Source organism: Streptomyces sp. RKAG337, assembly GCF_023701715.1.
In the GTDB taxonomy this organism is placed as follows: Bacteria; Actinomycetota; Actinomycetes; order Streptomycetales; family Streptomycetaceae; genus Actinacidiphila.
Map to the genome: position 1 here is coordinate 1602660 of NZ_JAJOZA010000001.1, position 23686 is coordinate 1626345.

Sequence of the window (23686 nt, forward strand, 5' to 3'; positions counted from 1 at the left end):
GCTCCTCCCTCTTGCCCGGACTCCTCAGCCCTCGGCGCCGATGAATTCGCGCAGTGCCGCCGCGAGGGCCGCCGGCTGGTCCACCGGGATGAGGGTGCGGCAGTCCGGGATCTCGACGAGCCGGCCCTGCGGCAGCAGGTCGGCGAGCCGGCGGCCGTGGGCGCGGGGCATCATCCGGTCGTCCTCGGCCCACACGACCAGCGCGGGGCGGTCGAACTTCCTGAGCCGTTCGGCCGCTTCGAGCATGGCGCCCTTGCGGGCGCTCAGGAGGTAGCGCCGCAGATCGGCCCGGATCGCCCGGTCGGTGAGCAGCGGCCGGAGCCAGTCGTCGAGCATCTCGTGCGGCACACCGTGCACGGACATCGGACGGAATCCGACCGGCAGTCCGCGCAGCGCGCGCAGGTTCATGAAGTGGGCGAGCGCGTACACGCCGCCGGGAATGCGGCTCACGGCGGTCAGCATCTTGCCGCCGGCCCCTGGCGGGTAGTTCTCGAACGCCTCGCCGGAGGTGATGACCAACCGGCCGATCCGCTCCGGGCGTTCGCCGGCCAGCACCTGGGCGTGACCGGAGTCGTTCTCGACCAGCGTCACCCCGTCCAGCTCCAGCCGCTCCAGGAACTCCCCGACCAGCAGGGCCACGGAGCGCAGTGACAGCTCGGCGTCCGGCCGCATCGGACGGCGGTGGCCGCCGGTCGGCAGGTCCGGGATCACACAGCGGTGGTCGGTGCGCAGATCGTCGACGACCCGCTTCCACACGGTGCCGCTCTGGCCGAGTCCGTGCAGCAGAACGACGACCGGGCCCGACCCCCCGGTGTCCTCGAAGTCGACGGTTCCGGCGGTGAGTTCGATCCCGGGCACGTGGTCCCCCTCGCGAGTCGGCTACCGATCCTGGCGACCGTATCGCGCCCCCGCCGGACGAGTTCCGGGCGTCTCGGCGCATCCCCTACACATCACCTTTGACATGTGAAATATTACCTGCGCTCACCGGCCCTCCCCTCCGGGAGGCGCTCCCGCAGTTCCTCCGAAAGGACCTGTACGTTGCGCAGAATCACCCTGCCCGGCATAGCGGCGCTCACCAGCGCCGCGATAGCCGGCGCGCTGCTGCTCACCGGCCCGGCCGCGGCCTCGTCCGCACCGCCGGCCGCCGCCCCGGGCCCGGCCAACAGCGCCCCCGAGGACGCCCGGCACGCCGATGCCCCGTCCAGCCCGATGGACCTGCAGCGCCAGGCGCTGCGCCGGCAGGCGCTGGAGCACGTCGCCGCCGGTTCGGTGGCCCGCGCGCCCGGCGGCACGCTCCCGCACACGGTCAAGATCGGCAAGCAGTACGCAGAACTCGCCCAGGAGCGCACGGACAAGATCTTCGTCATCCTCGCCGAGTTCGGCGACCAGGTGGACAGCACCACCATGAACAACGGCCAGCCCCGCTACGGCGGTGAGCCCGGCCCGCTGCACAACACCACCGGCCGCCCCGCGAAGGCCGACAACCACACCGTCTGGCGCAAGGACTTCGACCGCGCCTACTACCAGCAGCAGTTCTTCGGCGACGCCCCCGGCACCGTCTCGCTGCGCAACTTCTACCGCACCCAGTCCTCCGGCCGGTACGACATCGAGGGCACCGTCACCGACTGGGTCAAGCTGCCCTGGAACGAGGCCCGTTACGGCAGTGACAACTGCCCCGAGGGCCAGCAGTGCCACAGCAACTGGGACATGGTCCGGGACGCCACCACCGCCTGGTACGACGGTGAACGCGCCAAGGGCCGCACCCCGGCGTCCATCAAGGCCCAGATAGCCCACTACGACCACTACGACCGCTACGACTTCGACCACGACGGCAACTTCGACGAGCCCGACGGCTACATCGACCACCTCGTCGTCGTGCACGCCGGCAAGGACCAGACCTGGGGCGGCGGCGCCCAGGGCACCGGGGCGGTCTGGGCGCACCGCTGGTTCGCGTACTACGACCAGGCGGGGCAGGCGGGCCCGCAGGGCAACCGGATCGGCGGCACCCCGGTCGGCGACACCGGCATCTGGGCGGGTGACTACCTCACCGGCGGCGAGAACAGCGGCGTCGGCCTCTTCGCCCACGAGTACGGCCACGACCTCGGGCTGCCCGACCTGTACGGCGCCACCGGCGACAACAGCGTCAACTACTGGTCGCTGATGTCCTCGGCCTCCTACCTCGGCAAGGGCCCGAACACGACCGGCGACTACCCGGGCGACCTCGACGCCTGGAGCAAGCTCCAACTCGGCTGGCTCGCCTACGAGGAGACCGCTTCGGCCGCCCCCGCCTCCACCCACAAACTCGGCGTCTCCAGCTACAACACCGCCGACCCGCAGGGGCTGCTCGTCCATCTGCCGCCGTCGACCACGACCACCGACCTCACCGACCCGTACGAGGGCGGCAAACAGTGGTGGAGCGGTACCGGTGACTTCCTCGACAGCTCACTGACCCGCACGGTCGACCTGCGCGGCGTCACCGCCCCGGCCGTTCTCGACACCCGGCTCTGGTACGACATCGAGAAGGACTACGACTTCTTCACCGTCGAAGCCTCCACCGACGGCGGCGGCCACTGGACGGCCCTGCCCGGCACCGTGGACGGCACCGCGATCCCCCGCACCCCCACCGGCACCCCCGTGGTCACCGGCACCTCCGGCGCCTGGACCGCACTGAGCGTCCCGCTCGACGCGTACGCCGGACAGCAGGTGCAGCTGCGCTTCCACGTCACCTCGGACAGCAACACCCACGGCAAGGGCGTCCTCACCGACGCGGTGAGCGTCAGCGCGGGCGGCACGCGGCTGTTCGCGGACGGCGCGGAGGCCGGCGCCGCCGGCTGGACCGCACAGGGCTTCACGATCGTCAGCGGCCGCACGGGCGTCACCGACCACCCCCGCGCGTACATCGTGGAGAACCGCCGCTACACCGGCTACGGCGCCTTCCTGAAGACCGGCCCCTACAACTTCGGCTGGTCGAACGACCCGAAGAACCCGGCGAAGAAGGACACCGTCGAGTTCTACCCGTACCAGCAGGGCGCCCTCATCTGGCTCTGGGACACCGCCTACAGCGACAACACCACCGCCAACCACCCCGGCGGCGGGCTGCTCCTCCCCGTCGACGCCCGCCCGGCGGCCCTGCGCTACACCGACGGCACCGTACTGAACGCCCGCGCCCAGACCTTCGACGCGACGTTCTCCCTCGGCCGCACCGACCGCCTCACCTTCCACAAGGACGGCGTCCCGGTCACCGTCCCGTCCCACGCCGGCGTCCCCGTCTTCAACGACCACACCGGCGTCTACTGGAACGCGGACCTCCCCCAGGTAGGCGTGAAGGTGCCCGACACCGGCACCCGCATCGCCGTGACGAACGAATCCCACGACGGCCGCGTCACCACCGTCCGCGTGAGCCACGTTTCCTGACCGCTGTCCGCACAGGAGTCCGCCCTGGCCCCGCGAATGCGGGGGCCAGGGCGGACTCCTGTGCAGGAGGGACGGTCAACGGCGCAGCGGGCCCTCGCACGAGTAGTCGCTCGTGCCCGCCAGGCCCGACGACCAGACATCCACCGCACCGAACGTGCAGTTCATGTCGGCCAGGTTGTTCGCCGCCGCTCCGGCCCGGTCCAGGATGAAGTAGTCGACGGTCTCCGACATGTCCTTGAAGACCCGGTCCGGGTCGCCGGAGGCGGAGAGGTTGGCCGTGATGCGGCCGGTGCAGGTGAAGCGGACCTTGTTGTCCCGGTCCGCGTTGTCCTTGCAGACAGGGCTGTTGGCGGTGGCCGCGGCGAACGCCGCCTGCACCTCGGCGGCCGTGGCGAACGTCAGCGATCCGTTGGCCGTGTACTTCGTGTCGGGCACGTACAGCGTGGCGACCTGGGCGATCTGATGGTCCAGGAAGGCGTCGTACTCCCGCTGGAGCGCGGCGTCGGCGCCGGTTCTGGTGCGCCAGGCGTCGAAACCGGCCGGGTCGTCGGCCCGCTCGTAGCCGTACATCTCGCGCAGCAGCGTCGGGTGCTCGGTCCAGAGGAACTCGAAGAACGTGCCCGCGTAGTCGTAGAAGCGGAATCCGTCGCCGTCGTAGGTGGCGTGCAGCAGCTGGTCGACGGTCATCCGCGGGCCGCCGCCCGCGGTGTCGTCGATGACGCCCTGCACCAGGGACTTGCGGACCTTGATGCCGTCGTCGCGGGTGCCGCCGTCGAAGAACTCGGCGGTCCCCTCGTCCATGGCGGTGGTCAGGTCGTTGGAGTACCAGCGGGTGTCACCGAAGGTGCCGGGGACCGCCCAGCGGCCGTTGAGGTAGTGGGTGTACTCGTGGCGGAACAGCTCCTCCAGGGTGAGCGAGGAGTCCTGCGGCACCCGGCGCTGGTAGGTGTAGAAGGTGGCACCGTCCTCGATGTAGATGCCGCCGTTCTCGGTGCCGTAGCCCGTGAGCAGCGGCTGGAAGACCTCGTAGTCGGCGCGCGACGCGTACAGGTGGATGTGCAGGGTGGTGTTGGTGTCCCCGGCCAGCGGGGTGGAGGTGCCCAGGACGCGCAGGAACTGGGTCTTGACCTGCTTGCTGGCGTAGTAGAGCTGGTCGACGGTGGCCTGGTCGAGGCCGGTGTGGACCTCGATGGCGCCGTTGTCGTACGTGTAGGTGTGCGGGAAGAGCATCGCCTCGATCTGGGCCTTGCAGACGTTGAACCGCGCGCAGTCGTCGTAGTAGTTGAGCCAGGACGCGGCGCTGACCCAGGGCGGGCTCATCTTTCCGAAGGCGGCCTCGGTGGTGCCCAGCAGTGCGCCGAGGTCGTTGACGATCGCCGGCTTGAGGGCGTCGATCTGGCCGAACCGGCCGTACTCACCGACCGCGTCGCGCGCCGCCCAGTCGTTCGTGGTGCCCTTGAGGTGGCCGTAGCCGCCGAACACCCGGAAGGCGCCGCGGTAGGCGGCGTCCGCGGTGGCCGCCGCGCGGAAGGCGGTGTCGTTGTTGCCGGGGTAGACGCCGAGGTAGTTGACGGACAGGGCGGCGAGGACGGCGCCGCCCCAGTCGGCGCTGGTGGCGGTGGCCGCTCCCGGGGCCATGGTGGCGAGCACCTTCTTGATCAGCGGGAGCTGGTACTGGCGCAGTCCGGGCGCGCTGGCCGCGTAGAGCGCCTCGCGCAGCGTCTGGGCGTTCTGCTTGGTCGCGTCGAAGGTGCGCGGGGCGGTCCCGAAGGCGGCGATGGCCTTCTGCATGGCGGCGACCGTCGGGGCGTCGGTGACGTCGATCTCGGTGTGCGAGTAGTCGTGGTACGCGACGGCGTGCAGATACGTGAACATCTCGTACAGGTTGTTGGCGTTGGTGCCCCGGTGCTTCGGCGCGAGCAGGGCTATGCGCCGGGAGACGGCCTGCACATGGGCGTCGGACATGACGGGTATCAGGCGCGGGTCCCAGGTCCAGAGCAGCTTGCTCAGACAGTTCTCCACGGAGACGGTGTAGTTGTCGGCGAGGAAGTCCGCGAAGCGTTCCGGGCTCAGCTTGGTGATGGCGTCGAGGGTGCAGGGGACGGTACCGCCCAGCGCCTTGGCCGGAGCGGCCGACCGGTCACGGGCGGCCACCGCCGGGCCGCCCGCCGGTGCGGACTGGTCGCCGGGCAGTCTGCCCTCGGCGTGCGCGCCGCCGCCGGGGGCGGGCGCCTGGTGAGGGGCGACCGTGCCGGCCTTGGCGAGCCGCTGGACCTCGTCGAACGGGTTGCCGTCGGCCGCCCGCGCCCCCGCGCCCGGCGCTCCGGCGCCCGGCGCTCCGGCGCCCGGCGCTCCGGCGAAGGTCGCCGGAACGGCCGGAGCGGCGGGTGCGGCCTGCGGACCTGCCGGTCCCGCCTGCCCCGCCTGGGCGACGTTCATCATCGGCAGGGTGAGCGACGCCGACAGGGCGGCGACGAGCAGGCTCTTACGCACGGCGCGGGTGGTGCGGGTGGTGGTGCCGGTGGTGCGGGTGCTTCCCGCGGGACGTGCGGAACGGGCGTGGGACACCAAGGACTCCTAGAAGTGGGTTGGAGTGTGGAGTGGGTGGGACACCGCCGGCAGGGCCGGGGCGGCCGATCACGAACGGCCGGACAGGCCCTGGCCGGCGGGTGCGGGCTCCGGGAAGTGGCAGGCGGCCTGCCGCTGTCCCGGGCCGGCGATCTGCAGCAGTGGTGCTTCGGTGCGGCAGATCTCCCGCGCCTTGTGGCAGCGCGGGTGGAAGGTGCAGCCCGCCGGCGGATGCGCCGGGCTGGGGGGATCGCCGAGCAGCACGATCCGTTCACGGGCCCGCTCCGCCGCCGGGTCGGGCAGCGGCACGGCCGACAGCAGGGCCCGGGTGTAGGGGTGGGCGGGAGCGCCGTAGACCTCGGCCTTGCGGCCGATCTCGACGATCCGGCCGAGGTACATCACCGCGACGCGGTCGCAGACCCGTTTGACGACCGACAGGTCGTGCGCGATGAAGAGGTAGGCGAGGCCGAGTTCGCGCTGCAGGGTCTCCATCAGGTTCACGATCTGGGCCTGGATGGAGACGTCGAGGGCGGACACCGGCTCGTCGGCGATGATCAGGCGCGGCCGGGTGGCGAGCGACCGGGCGATGCCGATGCGCTGTGCCTGGCCGCCGGAGAACTCGTGCGGGTAGCGGTCGAGATGCTCGGGGATGAGGCCGACCAGGTCCATCAGCTCGGCGGCCCGCTTGCGGGCGTCGGCCGCTCCGCTGCCCTGCGCCAGCATCGGGTCGGAGATGATGCGGGCGACGGTCTGCCGGGGGTTGAGGGACGAGAACGGGTCCTGGAACACCATCTGCACATGGCGCCGTACCGGGCGCAGGGCGCGCGCGGACAGATGGCTGATGTCGCGGCCGTCGAAGGTGACGGAGCCCGAGGTGGGCTCCAGCAGCCGGACGACCATCCGCCCGGTGGTGGACTTCCCGCAGCCCGACTCCCCCACCAGGCCCAGTGTCTCGCCCGCGGCGATGTCGAACCCGACGCCGTCCACCGCCCGGACGGGGGCGCCCGCGCGCCCGCCGCGGGTGCGGCGGCCGGGGAACGTCTTGACGAGGTCGCGGACGGACAGCAGCGGCGGCGCTCCACCGTCCGCCGGGCAGCCGGTGGCGGCGACCGTCTCCAGGGCGCTCATCGTGATCCTTCCGGGGCCGGAGCCGTTGCCGGGGCCGGGGCCGCTGCCGTAACCGGGGCCAGGGCTTTGGCAGGGACGGCGGCAACCGCGTCCAGTGGGTAGTGGCAGGCCACGCGATGCCCGCCGGCCGATGAGAACGCCGGGCCGAAGGCCGGACGCTCCGAGGCGCACCGGTCCCGTTCCGCCGCGCTCCCGGCCGCCGCGCGCGGGCAGCGCGGCACGTACGGGCAGCCGGGCGGTGGTGCGAGCAGCGAGGGCGGGCTGCCCGGGATGGCGCGCAGCGGCGCGTCGTCGGTGTCGTCGAGCCGGGGCAGCGAGTCGAGCAGACCCCGGGTGTAGGGGTGCGCGGGCGCGGTGAACAGCTGGTCCACCGGCGCCTGTTCGGCGGCCCGGCCGCCGTACATGACCAGCACCTCGTGGGCGACGCGGGCGACGACGCCCAGGTCATGGGTGATCATCACGACGCCGAGGCCGCGGTCGGCCTGGATGCGGGCGATGAGTTCGAGGATCTGCGCCTGCACGGTGACGTCGAGCGCGGTGGTGGGCTCGTCCGCGATCAGCAGGTCCGGTTCGCAGGCCAGCGCCATGGCGATCATGACGCGCTGCCGCATGCCGCCGGAGAACTGGTGCGGGTGGTCCGCCGCCCGGCGGGCCGGCTCCGGGATGCCGACCTCGCCGAGCATCTCGACGGCCCGCCGCCTGCCGACCGCGCGACTGGCCTTGAAGTGCACCCGGTAGTGCTCGGCCACCTGTTCGCCGACCGTGTAGTAGGGGTGCAGGCTGGACAGCGGGTCCTGGAAGATCATCGCCATCCGGCGGCCGCGCAGCCGGTTCAGCTCGCGGTCGGGCAGCGCGGTGAGCTCCCGGCCGTCGAGCGCGATGGATCCGCTGACGGCCGCGTCCCGGTGCAGGCCCATGACGGCCAGCGACGTGACGGACTTCCCGGAGCCGGACTCGCCGACGATTCCGAGGGTGCGGCCCGCCTCGACGGTGAAGCCGATGCCGTCGACGGCGCGGACCGGGCCCGCCGGGGTGGGGAACGTGACCTGGAGGTCACGGACTTCGAGCAGGGGGCCTGGCGTGGCCATCAGTACCTCACTCTCGGGTCGACAAGGGCGTAGAGGAGGTCGACGACCAGGTTGGCGATGACGATGAAGAACGCCGCCAGCAGGGTGACGCCGAGGATCACCGGCTGGTCGGAACGGACGAGACCGTCGTAGAACAGCCGTCCGACGCCCGGCAGCCCGAAGATGGACTCGGTGATGACGGCGCCGGCCAGCAGCCCGCCGAGGTCCATCCCGAAGAGGGTGAGGATGGGCGTCATCCCGGAGCGCAGCCCGTGCTTGACGATGACGGTGCGCTCCGGCATGCCCTTGGCGCGGGCGGTGCGGATGTACGGCTCCGCCATCGCCTCGATCATCGAACTGCGGCTCTGCCGGGCGTACATGGCGGCGTAGAGCAGGGCCAGTGCCAGCCAGGGCAGGATCAGGTTGGAGGCCCAGTCGAGCGGGTCGGCGGTGAAGTCGGTGTACGTCGGGTAGGGCAGCAGGCCGGCGATCCTGATCACGCCGTAGATCAGCATCACCGAGGTGAAGTAGACCGGCATGGAGGCCGCCGCGACCGCGCCGACCATCAGGGTGCGGTCGACGAGGGTGTCCTTGCGCAGCGCGGCCGTCACCCCGGCGCCGAGGCCGAGCAGCAGCCACAGCGCGGACGCGCCGACGGCGAGCGAGACCGAGACCGGCAGCCGGTCCATCAGCAGGTCCCAGACCGGGACCGAGTTCTCGTAGCTGTAGCCGAAGCAGGGGAATCCGCAGTGCAGCGCGTGCGGCCCCTCCCCCAGGGTGCGCCCGGAGAAGATTCCGGTGAGGAAGTCGCCGAACTGCCGCCAGACCGGCTGGTCCAGGCCCATGTAGTGGCGGACCAGTTCGAGGCGCTCGGGGCTGCAGCTCTTGCCGCAGGCGGCCGCGGCCGGGTCGGAGGGCAGGACGTAGAAGATGGTGAACGTGATGGCGGAGATCGCGAAGAGCACGCCGGCGACTCCGGCGAGCCGGCGGGCGAGATAGAGGATCACCTGCGGCCTCCCCGGGGATCGAGGATGTCGCGCAGCGCGTCGCCGAGGAGCGTGAAGGCGAGGACGGCCAGGAAGAGGAAGAGGCTGGGGATGATGAAGTACATCGGGTCGGTCTCGTAGAACGCGACGCTGTCCGCGATCATCTGGCCCCAGGAGGGCGTGGGCGGCCGGACGCCGACGCCCAGATAGCTGAGGGCGGCCTCGGTGCTGATCATCCCGGGGATGAGCAGGGTGGTGTACGCGATGATCGGCCCGGCGACGTTGGGCAGGATCTCCCGGCCGAGGATGCGCCAGGCGCCGGAGCCGCCGACCCGGGCGGCCTCGACGTATTCGCGGTGCTTGACCGAGAGCGTCTCGCCCCGGACGACGCGGGCGATGCCGGGCCAGCCGAAGACGCCGATGATGGCGGTCATCAGGAAGATCCGGTTGACGTCCTGGGCCACCGACATCATCGCGATCATGAAGATGAGGGATGGGAAGGACATCGTCAGATCCATCAGACGGCTGAGCACGGCGTCGGTGCGGCCGCCGAAGTAGCCGGCCGCGATCCCGGTGGCGGTGCCCGCGAGGACGACCACCGCGGTGGCGCTCAGCGAGATCAGCAGCGAGACCTGGGCCCCGTTGACGACCCGGGCGAACAGATCGCGGCCGGTGACGGGTTCGACGCCCAGCCAGTGGTCGGGGCCGATGCCGCCGAGCGGTCCGAGCGGCAGACCGCCGAGGTAGGGATCGACGGCGGTCTGGTCGAACTCGGTGGGCGACCAGCCGCCGAGCGCGCTGAGCAGCGGCGCGCTCACGGCCGTCACGACGAGCAGCGCCACGACCACCAGGCCGAAGCGGGCGGCGGGGCGGCGGCTCAGCTGCCGCCAGGCGAGCCGCCACGGCCCGTACCCGGGCGCGGCTCCGGTCGCCGGTTTCCCGGCGGGGTCAGGGGGTTCGGGGGGAGGTACCCGGTCGGGCACGGTGACGGTGGCCATCGCCGTACGCCCCTCAGCCCTGGCTCTTGGACGGGTCCTTGAGGCCGATGGCCGCGTAGTCGAGCTGGCCCGACCACACCGGGTGGCCGAAGGCGCCCGCGATGTTGGTGCCGACCAGCAGCGGCTTGCGCTCCAGCATCAGCGGTACGGCCGGAGACTTGGCCATGATCTGCGCGTCGAGGTCGATCCAGGCCTGGTTGGCCTTGGCCGCGTCGGACATCGCGGCGATCTCGTCCATCCGCCGCATGACCGCGTCGTCGCGGAACTGCGAGTAGTTGCCCTGGTTGCCCTTGTCCCTGATGGTGCGGCCGTCGAAGACGAAGGGCAGGAAGGTGGAGCCGGACGGGTAGTCGGGGCACCAGCCGGCCATCACCATGTCGGGCGCGCTCTTGATGTCGCCGATCGACTCGTAGTAGGCGGACGGGTCGACGGTGTTGATGGTGACCGCGACCCCGACCCGGGACAGGCCCTGCTGGATCGCCTCCGCTCTGGTCTTGTCGCCGGTGGAGACGGTGAAGGTGGCCCCGAAGCCGCCGTCCTTGCCGGCCGCCTTCAGCAGGTCCTTGGCCTTGGCGACGTCGCCGGCCGGCGCGATCTTCAGGGTGTCGGCCTGCTTGGCGCCGGTGAGGGCCGGCGGCAGGTAGGCGGTGGCGATGTCGTTGAGCGCGGGGCCGCCGGACGCGGTGAGCAGCGACGCCTTGTCGACGGCGTACTGCATGGCCTCGCGGACCTTGGGGTCGTTGAACGGGGCCTTGCTGGTGTTGAGTTGCAGCATCTCGGTGCAGCCGGAGGACTCGGCGATCAGCCGGCTCTTGACGTCGGCCTTGGGCAGCACCTTGGGCGCGCTCTCCGGCCGCATGTTGGACCACTCGATCGTGGAGGCGTCGCCGCCCGCGGAGGCGATGACGCGGTCGTCGACCTGGCCGCCCTTGAGCCCCTGGACGAACACGAAGCGGTCCGGGTAGGCCTTGCGGACGGTGTCGGTGGCGGCGTCCCAGTTCGTGTTGCGGACCAGGACCAGCTTCTTGCCCCGGTCGTAGCTCTCGACCTTGTACGGGCCGGAGGAGAACGGCCGGGCGTCGTACTGCGCGCCCTTCTCCTGGGCCTGCGGTACGGGCGAGAAGGTGGGCAGCGTGGCCGTGGAGGCGAAGTCGGCGACCGGGCGCTTGAGCTTGAAGACGATGGTGAGGTCGTCGGGGGTCTCGATGGAGCTGAGGTGCTTGCCCGTCAGGGGGCCCTGGTAGCCCTTGGTGTCGGCCAGGTACTGGGCGGCGTAGTCGGGGCCGCCGGTGAGGTCGGGCGAGAACGACCGCTCGACGTTGTACTTGACGTCCTTGGCGGTGATCGGGGTGCCGTCCTCGTACTTCAGGCCCTTCTTGAGGGTGAAGGTCCACACCTTGCCGCCCTCGGTCGGGGTGCCGAGGTCGGTGGCCAGGTCGGGGACGATCTCGCTGCCGGCCTTGCCGGGCTCGCTCCTGAAGGTGGTCAGGGTCCGGTAGAGCAGCCGGATCCCCATGTCCATGTTCGGCATCGTCCAGTTGCGCGCCGGGTCCAGGTGCGAGAAGTCCTGGTTGGACAGGACGGTGAGGGTGCCGCCCTTGACCGGGGTGCCGCCGACGACCTGTCCTTCGTTGGCCGCCGCCGGGTTCTTCCCCTTGCCGCTCTGGCTGCCTTTCGCATCGCCGGAACAGCCCGCGATGCCGAGGGCGAGGGACGCCAGGAGGGCGGTGGACAGGGCGAGTTGGGTGCGCTTGGTCATATGAGTCACTCCGCTGAGAAGAACCGCACTCTAAGATGTGACCCGTAACATAGTAATGTGAAATTGCACTGACAAGATGTGTGCGTCGCCGTTACCGACCCGTGTCCGAAGGAGCTCATCGATGAACGGAACCCCCGCCCGACTGCATACGGGAAGTCATGATCTGCCGACCTCGCCGGCGTTGGACGCCTTCATGGGCGCCGGCTGGGCCGCCACTCCGCTGCCCGACGGCACCCGCGTTCCCGCCTCGCACCTCACCCCGGCCCGCCGCGACCGGCTCTCCGCCCGCTTCCCCGGCGAGCGGCTCGTCGTCCCCGCCGGGCAGCTCAAGGTCCGCTCCAACGACGACGACCACCGCTTCCGCCCGCACAGCGCCTACGCCTGGCTCACCGGCCTGACCGGCGAGGACCAGCCCGGCAACGTCCTCGTCCTGGAACCGTCCGGCCCCTCAGGACACGAGGCCGTGCTGTATCTGCGGCCGCGCTCACCGCGCACCGAGGCCGGGTTCTACCGCGACCGCCGCTACGGGGAGTTCTGGGTCGGGCGCCGCCCCGACCTCGCGGAGGCCGAGCGGATGACCGGCATCCGGTGCGAGCACCTCGACGGCTTCGGCGCCCTTCCGCCGGGCCGTGACGCCGCGACGGACACCGAACTAGCCAGTGCGCTCTCGGAGTTGCGCCTGGTGAAGGACGCGTGGGAGGTCGACCAGCTGCAGCTCGCCGTCGACCACACGGTCGCCGGCTTCGAGGACGCCGTACGGTCCCTGCCGCGCGCCCTGCGGCACGCGCGCGGCGAACGCTGGATCGAGGGTGCGTTCAACCAGCGCGCCCGCCTCGAGGGCAACGGCACCGGGTACAACACCATCGCCGCGTCCGGCGCGCACGCCTGCGTGCTGCACTGGATACGCAATGACGGCGCGCTGGACCCCACACAACTGCTGCTGCTCGACGCGGGCGTGGAGGCCGACACCCTCTACACCGCCGACGTCACCCGCACCCTGCCGCTCTCCGGCAGCTTCTCCCCCGTCCAGCGCCAGCTGTACGAACTGGTCCTGGCCGCGCAGGACGCCGGCATCGCGGCGCTCAAACCCGGCGCCAGCTTCCGGGACTTCCACCTGGCCGGGATGCGCGTCATCGCCGAAGGGCTCGCCGACTGGGGCGTGCTGCGGATCTCCGCCGACGAGGCGCTCGCCGAGGACAGCGGCCTCTACCGCCGCTACACCCTGTGCAGCAGCGGCCACATGCTCGGTCTCGACGTGCACGACTGCGCCCAGGCCCGCGCCGAGACCTACCTCGACGCGGTGCTGGAGGAGGGCCACGTCCTCACCGTCGAACCGGGCCTGTACCTGCAGCCCGACGACGAGACGCTGCCGCTGGAACTGCGCGGCGTCGGCATCCGGATCGAGGACGACCTGGTGATCACCTCCGACGGTGCCCGGCTGATGTCGGGGGCGCTGCCGCGCGATGTCGCGGGGATCGAGAGCTGGATGGGCGAGCTGCTCGGGTAGGCGGGGCGCCCTGCGGGCTGCGCCTCCCGCAGGGCAACCGGCCTAGGCCTTGCCGAGCTTGCGCTTGAGGACCGGCTCCGGCTTCGCCGCGGCCGGTTCCTCCTTGCCCACCGCCCACAGCGACCGCACGTGCCCGAGGTGCCGGGCCATGCACTCCTCCGCGGCCTCCGCATCGCCGAAGATCATCAGGTCGAGCAGCTCGATGTGCTCCTCGGCCGACGAGACCAGCTCGCCGCGCTCGTCCAGCCGCGTCAGACCGTACAGCCGGGAGCGCTTGCGGAGATCGCCGACGGCCTCCACCAGCCGCTCGTTCCCGGCCAGGCCGAGGAGGGTGAGGTGGAAGCGGCGGTCGGCCTCCAGATAGCCGATGAGGTCGTGCGCCCGGGCGGCGGCGACGATCTCCTCGGCGGCCGGCCGCAGTTCCTCCAGTTGTTCCGGGGTGGCGGTGCGGGTGACCCGGCCGACGGTGGGGACCTCGATGAGGGCGCGGATCTCGGTGTACTGGTCGAGGTCGCGCTCGTTCATCTCGGTGACCCGGAAGCCCTTGTTGCGCACCGGTTCGACCAGACCCTCGCGCGCCAGGTCGAGCATCGCCTCACGCACCGGGGTGGCGGAGATGCCGAAGTCCGCGGCGAGGGCGGGCGCCGAGTAGACGACGCCGGGGCGCAGTTCACCGGCGATGAGCGCGGCACGCAGGGCGTGGCCGACCTGATCGCGCAGCCGCTCCTGCGCTGTGATCAGGTTGCGCTGCTTCAGGTCACCCATCGCTGTTCCTCCGTCATCGCGCGGACGTCCAGCGTACAATGTCACGTTGCTTTCGCGGCCCGGAAGATCTCAGCAGCTACGGCGAGATCCTGCCACGCCATACCCGTGCCCTTGAAGAAGCGCGGGCGGCCCGCTTCCGGCCGCACCCGGCCCTCGACGAGGTCGGCGAGGGTGCCCGCGAGATCCTCCGGCCGGTAGGCGCCCTCCGCGATCGGGACCAGGATGTCCCCCGCCTCGCGCAGCGCGGCCGACCTCGCCTCGACGACGACGGTGGACCGGGTCACCAGCGCGGTGTCGGTCTCGCGGGCCGTCGGTTCGTGCGAGCCGACGGCGACCACGGTCGTGTGTCCGGCGACGGTGCCGCCGTCGAACAGCGGGGTGCGGGCCGTGGTGCAGCAGATCACCAGGTCGGCCTCGGCCACCGCGTCGGGACCGCCGGACACGGCGTCCAGTCCGAGCCTGCGGGCGTGGGCCATCAGCGCCCGCGCGGGCTCCGGCCTGCGGGCGACCACGGTGAGCCGGGTCAGGGGCCGTACCGCGAGGGCCGCCGCCAGATGCCCGTACGCCTGCGGTCCCGCGCCGAACAGGACGAGGTGCGAGGCGTCGGGCACGGCCAGGTGGCGGATCGCGACGGCGGACACCGCGGGGGTGCGCAGCGAGGTGAGGGCGGGCCCGTCGAGCAGCGCGACCGGCTCCAGGGTCGCGCCGTCGAGGAGGAGATAGCTGCCGGTGATCCGGGGCAGGCCGCGGGCCGGATTGCCCGGCGCCACCCCGGCGATCTTCACCCCGGCGAAGTCCTTCGTGGCGGCGGGCATCAGCAGCAGCTCGCCGGCCGGGACCGGAACGCCGGTGCGCGGCGGCCCGGTCTCCGGGTCGAGCCCGTCGCGCAGCGCCGCTTCGACGGCGTTCGCCGCGTCGGCGGGCCCGAGGAGTCGGGCGATGGCGGCGGCGTCGAGGTGCGGCAGTGTCACAGGGGTGGCCCCGTTCCCGGAAGGTCGTCGGAGGGCGCCACCGCGGCCCGGTGAGCCCCTTCCACCCGACCGTACCCGCCGTCGGTGATCACAGCAGGAACCCGCCGGGGAAGGGGTCGGACGGGTCGAGGAAGTACTGGGCGGTGCCGGTGATCCAGGCGCGGCCGGTGACGGTGGGCACCACGGCGGGCAGCCCGCCGACCGTGGTCTCCTCGACGAGCCGGCCGGTGAAGGACGTTCCGATGAAGGACTCGTTGACGAAGTCGGTGTGCAGCGGGAGTTCACCCCGCGCGTGCAGCTGCGCCATGCGCGCCGAGGTGCCGGTGCCGCACGGCGAGCGGTCGAACCAGCCGGGGTGGATGGCCATCGCGTGCCGGGAGAGCCGCGCGTCGGAGCCGGGGGCGATCAGCTGGACGTGCTTGACGCCGCTGATGTCCGGGTTCTCGGGGTGTACCGGCCGGTCCGCCGCGTTGATGGCCTCCATGACGGCCAGCCCGGCGGCGAGGATGTCGTTCTTGCGCTCCCGGTCGAAGGGCAGCCCGAGGTCGGCCAGCGGCAGCATCGCGTAGAAGTTGCCCCCGTAGGCGAGGTCGTAGGTGAGCGTCCCGTGGCCGGGGACCTCGACCTTGAGGTCCAGGCCGGCGGAGAACGCCGGGACGTTCCGGAGGGTGACGGCGGTGGCCGCCCCGTCCTCGACCTGGACGTCGACAGTGACGAGCCCGGCGGGGGTGTCCAGCCGGACGGTGGTGACCGGTTCTGTGACGGGCACCATCCCGGTCTCGACGAGGACGGTGGCGACGCCGATGGTGCCGTGGCCGCACATCGGAAGATAGCCGGAGACCTCGATGTACAGCACCCCGTAGTCCGCGTCGGGCCGCGTCGGCGGCTGCAGGATCGCGCCGCTCATCGACGAGTGCCCGCGCGGCTCGTACATCAGGAGCGTGCGCACCCGGTCGTGGTGCTCCATGAAGTACAGCCGGCGCTCGGCCATCGTGGCGCCGGGGATGACGCCCACGCCGCCGGTGATGACGCGGGTCGGCATGCCTTCGGTGTGCGAATCGACGGCGTGGTAGATGTTCCGGCTGCGCAAGGGGTCCTCCTTCTGGTGGGCCTGCTCGTCGGCGTTCTCGTGGGTCCGCTCGGGGGCCTGCTCATGGGTTTGCTCGGGGACCTGGTCGGGGGTCAGCCGAGTCCTTCGGCCATCGCCTTCTCGGTCGCGGCGCGGACGACGGCCTCGATGTCGGCGGGAAGCGGGGAGCGCGGCGGGCGGACCGGGCCGCCGGGCCGGCCCACGAGGTCCATGGACACCTTGATGGCCTGGACGAACTCGGGCTTGGAGTCCCAGCGCAGCAGGGGGTGCAGCGCCCGGTAGAGCGGCACGGCGGTGTCGAGGTCGCCGGAGAGCGCCGCCCGGTACAGGGTGGCGCAGGCCTCGGGGAACGCGTTGGGGTAGCCCGCGATCCAGCCGACGGCGCCCGCGATGCCGAGTTCGAGCAGGACGTCGTCGGCCCCGACCAACAGATCGAGACCGGGCGCGAGTTCGGCGATCTCGTAGGCCCGGCGGACATCGCCGGTGAACTCCTTGACCGCGACGATGCTGCCCTCGTTGTAGAGCTCGGCGAGCAGTTGCGGGGTGAGGTCGACCTTGGTGTCGTACGGGTTGTTGTAGGCGACGACCGGCAGCCCGGCCCTGGCCACCTCGGCGTAGTGCGCGCGCACCGCCCGCTCGTCGGCGCGGTAGGCGTTGGGCGGCAGCAGCAGGACGGATCCGGCACCGGCCTCACCGGCCTGTTCGGCCCAGCGGCGGGCCTCGGCGCTGCCGTAGGCGGCGACACCGGGCATGACGCGGTCCCCGTCGCCGGCCGCCTCGACGGCGGTCCGGACGACCCGGGCCCGCTCGTCGTCGGTCAGGGTCTGGTACTCGCCCAGGGAGCCGTTGGGAACGACACCGTCGCAGCCGGATTCGATGAGCCAGGCGACGTGCTCGGCGTAACCGTCGTGGTCCACGCGCAGGTCGGCATGGAACGGGAGGGCGGTGGCGACCATGATGCCGTGCCAGGGCTGGTCGCGGGGCGGGGTGTTCGTGGTCACGGTGGTTCTCCCTTTAGTGAGATGTGACATTTTACTGTGTGGTGGACAGAGACCACAAGGGGCTCGCGGAGGAGAGTCCTACGGTTCTTCCGTGATCGCAGGCAAGCCGGCCTGTCCGGGCAGGGCGGCCGGTTCCGACAGGGCGGCCAGCGGAACCGGGCAGGACAGCGGACGGCGATCCGGGCCGGCGCCTCCATCCGTGCACGCGTCTGCGGACGAGTCGGCGCCCGCCAGGCAGTCGACCGCCGGGCCGCACATCCGGCCCTGGCACCAGCCCATCCCGGCGCGGGTGAACAGCTTGACGGTGCGGGCGTCGTGGGCGCCGAGATCGGCGACCGCCGCCCGGACCTCACCGGCGGAGACCTCCTCGCAGCGGCACACATCGGTGTCGTCGCTCAGCCAGCCCGGCCAGCCGGGGCCCGGCCGGTGGGCGGCGGCCATGACGGCCGCGAAGGCCCGCAGCCGGGACCGGGTCCGGCGCAGCGCGACCGCCCGCCGGGCGTCGGGGCGTGCCGCGGAGCGCGACACGGCCGCGATGGCGAGGGCCGCCAGTTCCCCCTCGGTGAGGGCGAGCTGAGCGCCACCCACTCCCCCGGCCTCGCCGGCCGCCCAGACTCCGGGCACCGAGGTCCGCTGGCGGTCGTCGAGCGCGAGCGCGTACGTGCCGTCGGGGGTGCGGTGGGTGGCGCAGCCGAGTCCGGTGGCCAGTTCCAGCTGCGGCACCAGGCCGTGGCCGACCGCGAGCGCGTCACAGGCGATCCGGCGGCCGGTGCCCGGCACGGGACGCCAGTCGCGGTCCAGCCGGGAGACGGTGACGGCTTCCACCCGGTCGGTGCCGTGGGCCTCGGTCACCGCGCTGCGGGTGCGCGGGCGCAGGCCGTGGCGCAGCAGGGCGGCGCCGTGCACCGCGCCTTCGAGCAGCTTGCCGGGATTCGCGGCCAGCGTCCGGGGGTTTTTGGCGTACCCGGCGTAGCCGGCCGCCTCGACGACGGCGGGCACCGTCGCGCCCGCGGCGGCCAGCGAGCCGGCGACCGCCAGCAGCAGCGGGCCGCTGCCCGCGACGACGATCCGCCGTCCGGGCAGCACCAGGCCGGACTTGAGCATCGCCTGGGCGCCGCCCGCACCGACCACCCCGGGCAGCGTCCAGCCGGGGAAGGGAAGTTGGCGCTCGTAGGAGCCGGTGGCCAGCAGCAGCGCGCGTGACGTCACGGCCGCCCGGCCCTGCCCCGGCCCGTCGGGACCGGTGACGGCATGCGCGGTCCACGCCGTCGAACCGCCCCGTTCCACGGTCCACACATGGTGGTTGACGAGGTGCCGCACCCTGCCGGTCCCGGTGTGCCGGTCGAGCCGTCGCACCAGATCGGCGAAGACGGCCCAGCCGTGGTGCAGCGCCTCGGGGCGCGCGGCGCCGAGTCCCGGTGCGGGATGGCGGTAGTACTGGCCGCCGGGGGCGGCCGCCGCGTCGAGGACGACGACGCTCATCCCGAGGTCGGCCGCGGTCACCGCGGCGGCGAGCCCGGCGGGGCCCGCGCCCACGATCGCGAGGTCGTACTCCGGAGGTACCGGCGGCACCGGGGGCTCAGACGGCGAGGTCGGCACGGCCGTGGCCCTCCTGGGTGGTGACGAGGTCGCCCGGACGGGCCGGGACCAGACAGGCCCGCTGGTTCGGGGCGCCGTTGACGGTGGCGAGGCAGTCGAAGCAGGAGCCGATGCCGCAGAAGGCGCCGCGCGGGCGGCCGTTCACCCGGGTGGTGCGCCAGGCGAGGATGCCCGCCGACCACAGGGCCGCGGCGATGCTCTGGCCCGGCAGCGCGGGCACCGCGCGGCCGTCCATCGTGATCTCGAACGACGGCCCGGGCGTCGCCCCGGCCAGCTCGACGGGGTTACGCGCCATCGTGATGTCCTCTCGGGTCCGCATGGCCTCTCGGTTCCCCGCCGGGAAGCGGATCCGTGCCGGGAACCGGGTCCGCGCCGGTGAAGCGGTCGGGGCGGAACGGTGCCAGGTCCAGGGCGGGCCGCTCGCCCCGGATCGCGGCGGCGAGCAGCAGTCCGGTCGCGGGGGCGAGTCCGATGCCGGCGCCCTCGTGGCCGCAGGCGTGGAAGAGGCCGGGGGCGCGCTGGTCGGGCCCGATCGCGGGCAGATGGTCCGGCAGATAGGGCCGGAAGCCGTGATAGGCGCGCATCACCCGGACCCCGGCCAGTACCGGGAAGAGCCCGGCGGCCCCGGCCGCGAGCCGGCGCAGCACCTCGACCCGCAGCGTACGGTCGAAGCCCACCCGCTCCCGGCTGGCGCCGATGAGCACCGGTCCCGAGGGGGTGCCCTCGACCACGGGCGAGGTCTGCAGGGCCGCGGAGCCGCTGGCCACATCGGCGACGTAGTCGGCGGCGTAGACCTTGTGCCGGACGAGCCGGGGCAGCGGTTCCGTGACGAGGACGAAGCCGCGCCGTGGCATGACCGGCAGGTCCACTCCGGCCAGCGCGGCGAGTTCGCCGCCCCAGGTCCCGGCCGCGTTGACCACGGCGGGTGCCGACAGTTCCCCGCGGTCGGTGCGCACCCCGCGGACCGCGCCGCCGGGGCCGGTCAGGACGGCGGTGACCTCTTCGCCGAGCCGCAGCACCGCGCCGGCGCGCCGGGCGGCGCGCAGCAGGTGGGCGGCGGCCAGGGCCGGCTGGACCTGGGCGTCCTGCGGGTAGTGGAAGGCGCCGGCGAGGCCGGGCGCCAGATGCGGTTCGAAGTCGTGCAGCCGGTCCGCCGGCACCCGGGCCGCGGTGACACCGGCCGTCGCCTGCTTGGCCGCGAACGTGCTCAGCGCGTCCAGGCGGGCCTCGTCGGACGCTACGACGAGGCCGCCCTTGGACTCGAGCTCGATCTCCGGTGGGAGTTCGTCGGCGAGCTCGCGCCAGAGCCTGGTGGACAGCAGCGCGAGGTCGAGTTCCGGGCCGGGCTCCTTGTCGGAGACCAGCAGATTGCCTTCACCGGCGCCCGTGGTGCCGCCCGCGACGGAGCCGCGGTCGACCACGGCGACGGACAGTCCGGACCGGGAGGCGTAGTAGGCGCAGGCCGCGCCGACCACCCCGGCCCCGACGATGACGACATCCAGCGAGTGTCTCGTGGGCACGGCAGTAATATGTCACATGGCTTAGGTGCTGCCAAGGGACACCGCGGAATGCCGAGGGATCACGTCCGCGCCCGCTTTCCGCGCTACGCGAGGACGGCGATCCCGTCGAGTTCCACCAGCGCCTCCTCGTCCCACAGCCGGACCACCCCGATGACCGCCATCGCCGGATAGTCACGGCCCGCCAACGACCGCCACAGCCGCCCGAGTTCGGCGGCGTTCTCCCGGTAGGCGGCGACGTCGGTGGTGTGGACGGTGATCCGGGCGAGGTCGGCGGGGCCGCCGCCCGAGGCGGCCAGCGCCGCCAGGAGATTGGTCAGCGCCAGCTCGAACTGGGCGGGCAGCGTGTCACCGACGATCTTGCCCGCCCGGTCGAGGGCGGTCTGGCCGGCCAGGAAGACCAGCGTGCGGCCGGTCGCGGTGACGGCGTGGCTGAAGCCGGTGGGCGGCGACAGCTCGCCCGGGTTGATGCGCCGCAGGCTCATCGGTACAGCTCCTTCGCGATGATGGTGCGCTGGACCTCGGTGGCACCTTCGTAGATACGCGGCGCCCGCACTTCACGGTAGAGGTGCTCGAGCAGATGGCCGCGTTCCAGGGCGCGGGCGCCATGGATCTGGACGGCGCGGTCCACGGCGAACTGCGCCGTCTCGGTCGCGTACAGCTTCGCCATCGCCGACCGCTTGGCGATGTCGGGCGCGCCGCTGTCGTACGCCTCCGCCGCCGCGTAGACGAGCAGCCGCGCGGCCTCGGTGCGGGTCGCGGTCTCGGCGAGCGCGTGGGACACCGCCTGCAGATCCTTCAGCGGGCCGCCGAACGCGGTGCGCCCGCCCGCGTGCTCGGTGGCGGCGTCGAGCGCGGCCTGCGCCATGCCGACGGCGAACGCTCCGACGCTGGGCCGGAACAGGTTCAGGGTGTCCATGGCGACGCGGAAGCCCCGGCCCGGCTCGCCCAGCAGATCGCCGGGGCCGACCGGAACGCCGTCGAAGGCGAGCCGGCCGATGGGGTGCGGGGAGAGCATGTCCAGATGCTCTCCGGACAGCCCGGGCCGGTCGGCCGGGACGAGGAACGCCGTCACCCCGCGCGACCCCGCGCCGGGCGTGGTGCGGGCGAAGAGCGTGTAGAAGTCGGCCTGCGGAGCGTTGGAGATCCAGCACTTCTCGCCGGTCAGCCGCCAGCCCGGGCCGTCCGGCTCGGCGGCCAGCTCCAGTGCCGCCGCGTCGGAGCCGGCGGCGGGTTCGGTGAGCGCGAAGGCGGCGACCGCCCGGCCCGCCGTGACCTCCGGGATCCAGCGGGCGGCCAGCCCGGCGCTGTGCAGCACCGGGTGCGCGCCCAGCCCCTGCAGGGCGAGGGCCGTCTCGGCCTCGGTGCACTCACGGGCCAGAGACTCCCGCAGCAGGCACAGGTCCATCGCCGACACCTTGCCGCCGGGCGGGAAGACCCGCTCCAGCAGGCCGAGTTCGCCCAGTTCCGAGAGCAACGGACGGTTGACCCGGCCGGGTTCGCCCGCCTCGGCCAGCGGCCGCAGCCGGCTCGCCGCGAGGGAACGGACCTGGGCGCACCACTTCAGCTGTTCCGGGTCGAGAGCGAACGCGGGCATCCGGCGCCTCCAAGCGGTATCGCGTACCGTTGACTGTCGTCAGCAACACGTTACGCTGAATTCGTCCGCTCTCAGGTGCCAACGAAGGCGGTACCGCCATGGACCTGCTGCCATCCGCCCACGTGGACACCTTCGCGCGGGACCATCTCCCGCCGCGCGACCAGTGGCCGGAACTCGCCTTCGAGCTGCCCGCGCTGCACTACCCCGACCGGCTCAACTGTGCGGCCGAGCTGCTGGCCGGCGGCAGCCCCGGCGCCCCCTGTCTGCGCACCCCCGGCGGCGAGGTCTGGTCCTACGAGGATCTGAACGCCACCGCCGCCCGTATCGCGCACGTCCTGGCCGACGACCTCGGGGTGCGGCCCGGCAACCGGGTCCTGCTGCGCGGCCCGACCACCCCGTGGCTGGTGGCCTGCTGGTTCGCGGTGCTCAAGGCGGGCGCGGTGGCCGTCACCGTCCTGGCCGCGCAGCGCTCCGGGGAGCTCGCGACGATCTGCGACATCGCGGCCGTCCGGCACGCGCTGTGCGATCTGCGGTCGGTGGACGACCTGGCCAAGGCCGAGATCCCGGACCTGCGGATCACCACGTACGGCGGCGAGGCGCCCGAGGACCTGCTGCGCCGGGCCGCCGCCAAACCCGATCACTTCACCGACGTCGCCACCTCGTCCGACGACGTCGCGCTCATCGCCTTCACCTCGGGGACCACCGGCCGCCCCAAGGGCTGTATGCACTTCCACCGCGATGTCCTGGCCATCGCCGACACGTTCTCCGCCGAGGTGCTGCGCCCGCGCGCCGACGACGTCTTCGCGGGCAGCCCGCCGCTCGGCTTCACCTTCGGCCTCGGCGGGCTGGTGATCTTCCCGATGCGGGCCGGGGCGTCCAGCGTGCTGCTGGAGCAGGCCGGACCTGAACAGCTGCTGGCGGCCGTCGCGCGGCACCGGGTGAGCGTGCTCTTCACGGCGCCGACGGCGTACCGGGCGATGCTCGGTCACCTGAATGACACAAGCGGCCCCGCCTCGTACGATGTCTCGTCCCTGCGGCGCTGCGTGTCCGCGGGCGAGAACCTGCCCGCCGCCACCTGGCAGGCCTGGCACGACCGGACCGGTCTGCGCATCATCAACGGCATCGGCGCCACCGAGCTGCTGCACATCTTCATCTCCGCCGCCGACGACGCCATCCGCCCCGGCACCACGGGCCTGCCGGTCCCCGGCTACCGGGCGCGGATCGTCGACGCCGCCGGGGAGCCGGTCCCCGACGGCGAGCCGGGGCTGCTCGCGGTGCGCGGCCCGACCGGCTGCCGCTACCTCGCCGACGAGCGCCAGACCGTGTACGTGCAGGGCGGCTGGAACCTCACCGGCGACACCTATGTCCGTGAACCCGACGGCTACTTCCGCTATGTGGCCCGCGCCGACGACATGATCATCTCGGCGGGCTACAACATCGCGGGCCCGGAGGTCGAGGAGGCGCTGCTGCGCCACCCCGACGTCAGCGAGGCGGCCGTCATCGGCGTCCCGGACGAGGAGCGCGGCCAGATCGTCCGTGCCTTCGTCGTCCTGCGCGACGGGGTGCCGCGCGGCGCGACTACCGTGGGGGCGCTGCGCGACTTCGCCAAGGGCGTGATCGTGCCCTACAAGTGCCCGCGCGACATCGTCTTCCTGGACGCCCTCCCCCGCACTCCCACCGGGAAACTGCAGCGCTTCCGGCTGCGCGACCTGGAGTGAT

At 72.5% G+C, this 23686-nt stretch carries 19 protein-coding genes; 3 read left to right on the top strand and 16 right to left on the bottom strand.

Annotated features, from left to right (window positions below; all coding sequences use genetic code 11):
- Window positions 1-24: 24 nt before the first annotated feature.
- Window positions 25-858, bottom strand: a complete 834-nt coding sequence (locus tag LNW73_RS07060) for an alpha/beta fold hydrolase (RefSeq protein WP_250989352.1) — start codon at window positions 856-858, stop codon at window positions 25-27.
- Window positions 859-1038: 180 nt separating this feature from the next.
- On the opposite strand from LNW73_RS07060, the gene LNW73_RS07065 reads away from it, so the two are divergent.
- On the top strand, window positions 1039-3414 hold the full coding sequence (locus tag LNW73_RS07065; RefSeq protein ID WP_250989353.1) for an immune inhibitor A domain-containing protein: 2376 nt from the start codon (window positions 1039-1041) through the stop codon (window positions 3412-3414).
- 75 nt (window positions 3415-3489) lie between these two features.
- Here LNW73_RS07065 and LNW73_RS07070 read toward each other — a convergent pair whose 3' ends face one another.
- The 6 genes from LNW73_RS07070 to LNW73_RS07095 form a co-directional block, all read right to left on the bottom strand.
- Window positions 3490-5856 (bottom strand): collagenase, encoded by a 2367-nt coding sequence (locus LNW73_RS07070; protein WP_250992838.1) that lies wholly within the window; start codon window positions 5854-5856, stop codon window positions 3490-3492.
- Between the two features lie 195 nt (window positions 5857-6051).
- Window positions 6052-7110 (bottom strand): ABC transporter ATP-binding protein, encoded by a 1059-nt coding sequence (locus tag LNW73_RS07075; protein ID WP_250989354.1) that lies wholly within the window; start codon window positions 7108-7110, stop codon window positions 6052-6054.
- On the bottom strand, window positions 7107-8198 hold the full coding sequence (locus LNW73_RS07080) for an ABC transporter ATP-binding protein (RefSeq protein WP_250989355.1): 1092 nt from the start codon (window positions 8196-8198) through the stop codon (window positions 7107-7109). Before LNW73_RS07080 ends, LNW73_RS07075 begins: the two co-directional genes overlap by 4 nt.
- On the bottom strand, window positions 8198-9184 hold the full coding sequence (locus tag LNW73_RS07085) for an ABC transporter permease (protein WP_164294559.1): 987 nt from the start codon (window positions 9182-9184) through the stop codon (window positions 8198-8200). Before LNW73_RS07085 ends, LNW73_RS07080 begins: the two co-directional genes overlap by 1 nt.
- Window positions 9181-10161, bottom strand: a complete 981-nt coding sequence (locus LNW73_RS07090; protein ID WP_250989356.1) for an ABC transporter permease — start codon at window positions 10159-10161, stop codon at window positions 9181-9183. Before LNW73_RS07090 ends, LNW73_RS07085 begins: the two co-directional genes overlap by 4 nt.
- 13 nt (window positions 10162-10174) lie before the next feature.
- Window positions 10175-11920: an ABC transporter substrate-binding protein gene (locus LNW73_RS07095; protein WP_250989357.1), complete on the bottom strand. Its 1746-nt coding sequence runs from the start codon at window positions 11918-11920 to the stop codon at window positions 10175-10177.
- 121 nt (window positions 11921-12041) lie between these two features.
- Between LNW73_RS07095 and LNW73_RS07100 the strand changes: the two genes are divergently transcribed.
- Window positions 12042-13427: an aminopeptidase P family protein gene (locus LNW73_RS07100; RefSeq protein WP_250989358.1), complete on the top strand. Its 1386-nt coding sequence runs from the start codon at window positions 12042-12044 to the stop codon at window positions 13425-13427.
- 42 nt (window positions 13428-13469) lie between these two features.
- Here the strand turns inward: LNW73_RS07100 and LNW73_RS07105 are convergent, their stop codons facing one another.
- The 9 genes from LNW73_RS07105 to LNW73_RS07145 all read right to left on the bottom strand — a co-directional run bounded on the left by LNW73_RS07105 (window position 13470) and on the right by LNW73_RS07145 (window position 21967).
- Window positions 13470-14192, bottom strand: coding sequence for a GntR family transcriptional regulator (locus tag LNW73_RS07105; protein WP_138356540.1), 723 nt, complete (start codon window positions 14190-14192; stop codon window positions 13470-13472).
- A gap of 41 nt (window positions 14193-14233) precedes the next feature.
- A complete protein-coding gene (locus LNW73_RS07110) occupies window positions 14234-15163 on the bottom strand; it encodes an ornithine cyclodeaminase family protein (protein ID WP_250989359.1) in 930 nt (309 codons plus the stop codon).
- 88 nt (window positions 15164-15251) lie between these two features.
- The gene (locus LNW73_RS07115; protein WP_250989360.1) at window positions 15252-16253 is read right to left on the bottom strand and encodes a proline racemase family protein; all 1002 of its coding nucleotides are present in this window, start codon (window positions 16251-16253) and stop codon (window positions 15252-15254) included.
- Between the two features lie 92 nt (window positions 16254-16345).
- Window positions 16346-17209 carry a dihydrodipicolinate synthase family protein gene (locus LNW73_RS07120; RefSeq protein ID WP_374117429.1) on the bottom strand — a complete coding sequence of 288 codons (864 nt, stop codon included), beginning with the start codon at window positions 17207-17209 and terminating at the stop codon, window positions 16346-16348.
- A 123-nt stretch (window positions 17210-17332) separates the two neighbouring features.
- Window positions 17333-18853, bottom strand: coding sequence for an FAD/NAD(P)-dependent oxidoreductase (locus LNW73_RS07125; protein ID WP_374118051.1), 1521 nt, complete (start codon window positions 18851-18853; stop codon window positions 17333-17335).
- The gene (locus LNW73_RS07130) at window positions 18834-19148 is read right to left on the bottom strand and encodes a (2Fe-2S)-binding protein (RefSeq protein WP_250989362.1); all 315 of its coding nucleotides are present in this window, start codon (window positions 19146-19148) and stop codon (window positions 18834-18836) included. Before LNW73_RS07130 ends, LNW73_RS07125 begins: the two co-directional genes overlap by 20 nt.
- On the bottom strand, window positions 19138-20373 hold the full coding sequence (locus tag LNW73_RS07135; protein ID WP_250989363.1) for an NAD(P)/FAD-dependent oxidoreductase: 1236 nt from the start codon (window positions 20371-20373) through the stop codon (window positions 19138-19140). The genes LNW73_RS07130 and LNW73_RS07135 overlap by 11 nt, the downstream gene beginning before the upstream one ends.
- Before the next feature lie 83 nt (window positions 20374-20456).
- Entirely contained in the window at window positions 20457-20855 is a 399-nt protein-coding gene (locus tag LNW73_RS07140) for a RidA family protein (RefSeq protein ID WP_250989364.1), read from the bottom strand.
- On the bottom strand, window positions 20852-21967 hold the full coding sequence (locus LNW73_RS07145; protein WP_250989365.1) for an acyl-CoA dehydrogenase family protein: 1116 nt from the start codon (window positions 21965-21967) through the stop codon (window positions 20852-20854). Before LNW73_RS07145 ends, LNW73_RS07140 begins: the two co-directional genes overlap by 4 nt.
- 98 nt (window positions 21968-22065) lie before the next feature.
- Here LNW73_RS07145 and LNW73_RS07150 point away from each other — a divergent pair, with 98 nt between their 5' ends.
- On the top strand, window positions 22066-23685 hold the full coding sequence (locus LNW73_RS07150) for an AMP-binding protein (RefSeq protein ID WP_250989366.1): 1620 nt from the start codon (window positions 22066-22068) through the stop codon (window positions 23683-23685).
- Window position 23686 lies beyond the last annotated feature (1 nt).

Bases quoted from the DNA above. Each gene is read 5' to 3' on its own strand.
- LNW73_RS07070 (WP_250992838.1), bottom strand. From the start codon at position 5,856: ATGATGAACGTCGCCCAGGCGGGGCAGGCGGGACCGGCAGGTCCGCAG.
- LNW73_RS07075 (WP_250989354.1), bottom strand. From the start codon at position 7,110: ATGAGCGCCCTGGAGACGGTCGCCGCCACCGGCTGCCCGGCGGACGGT.
- LNW73_RS07080 (WP_250989355.1), bottom strand. From the start codon at position 8,198: ATGGCCACGCCAGGCCCCCTGCTCGAAGTCCGTGACCTCCAGGTCACG.
- LNW73_RS07090 (WP_250989356.1), bottom strand. From the start codon at position 10,161: ATGGCCACCGTCACCGTGCCCGACCGGGTACCTCCCCCCGAACCCCCT.
- LNW73_RS07095 (WP_250989357.1), bottom strand. From the start codon at position 11,920: ATGACCAAGCGCACCCAACTCGCCCTGTCCACCGCCCTCCTGGCGTCC.
- LNW73_RS07100 (WP_250989358.1), top strand. From the start codon at position 12,042: ATGAACGGAACCCCCGCCCGACTGCATACGGGAAGTCATGATCTGCCG.
- LNW73_RS07105 (WP_138356540.1), bottom strand. From the start codon at position 14,192: ATGGGTGACCTGAAGCAGCGCAACCTGATCACAGCGCAGGAGCGGCTG.
- LNW73_RS07120 (WP_374117429.1), bottom strand. From the start codon at position 17,209: ATGGTCGCCACCGCCCTCCCGTTCCATGCCGACCTGCGCGTGGACCAC.
- LNW73_RS07130 (WP_250989362.1), bottom strand. From the start codon at position 19,148: ATGGCGCGTAACCCCGTCGAGCTGGCCGGGGCGACGCCCGGGCCGTCG.
- LNW73_RS07140 (WP_250989364.1), bottom strand. From the start codon at position 20,855: ATGAGCCTGCGGCGCATCAACCCGGGCGAGCTGTCGCCGCCCACCGGC.
- LNW73_RS07145 (WP_250989365.1), bottom strand. From the start codon at position 21,967: ATGCCCGCGTTCGCTCTCGACCCGGAACAGCTGAAGTGGTGCGCCCAG.
- LNW73_RS07150 (WP_250989366.1), top strand. From the start codon at position 22,066: ATGGACCTGCTGCCATCCGCCCACGTGGACACCTTCGCGCGGGACCAT.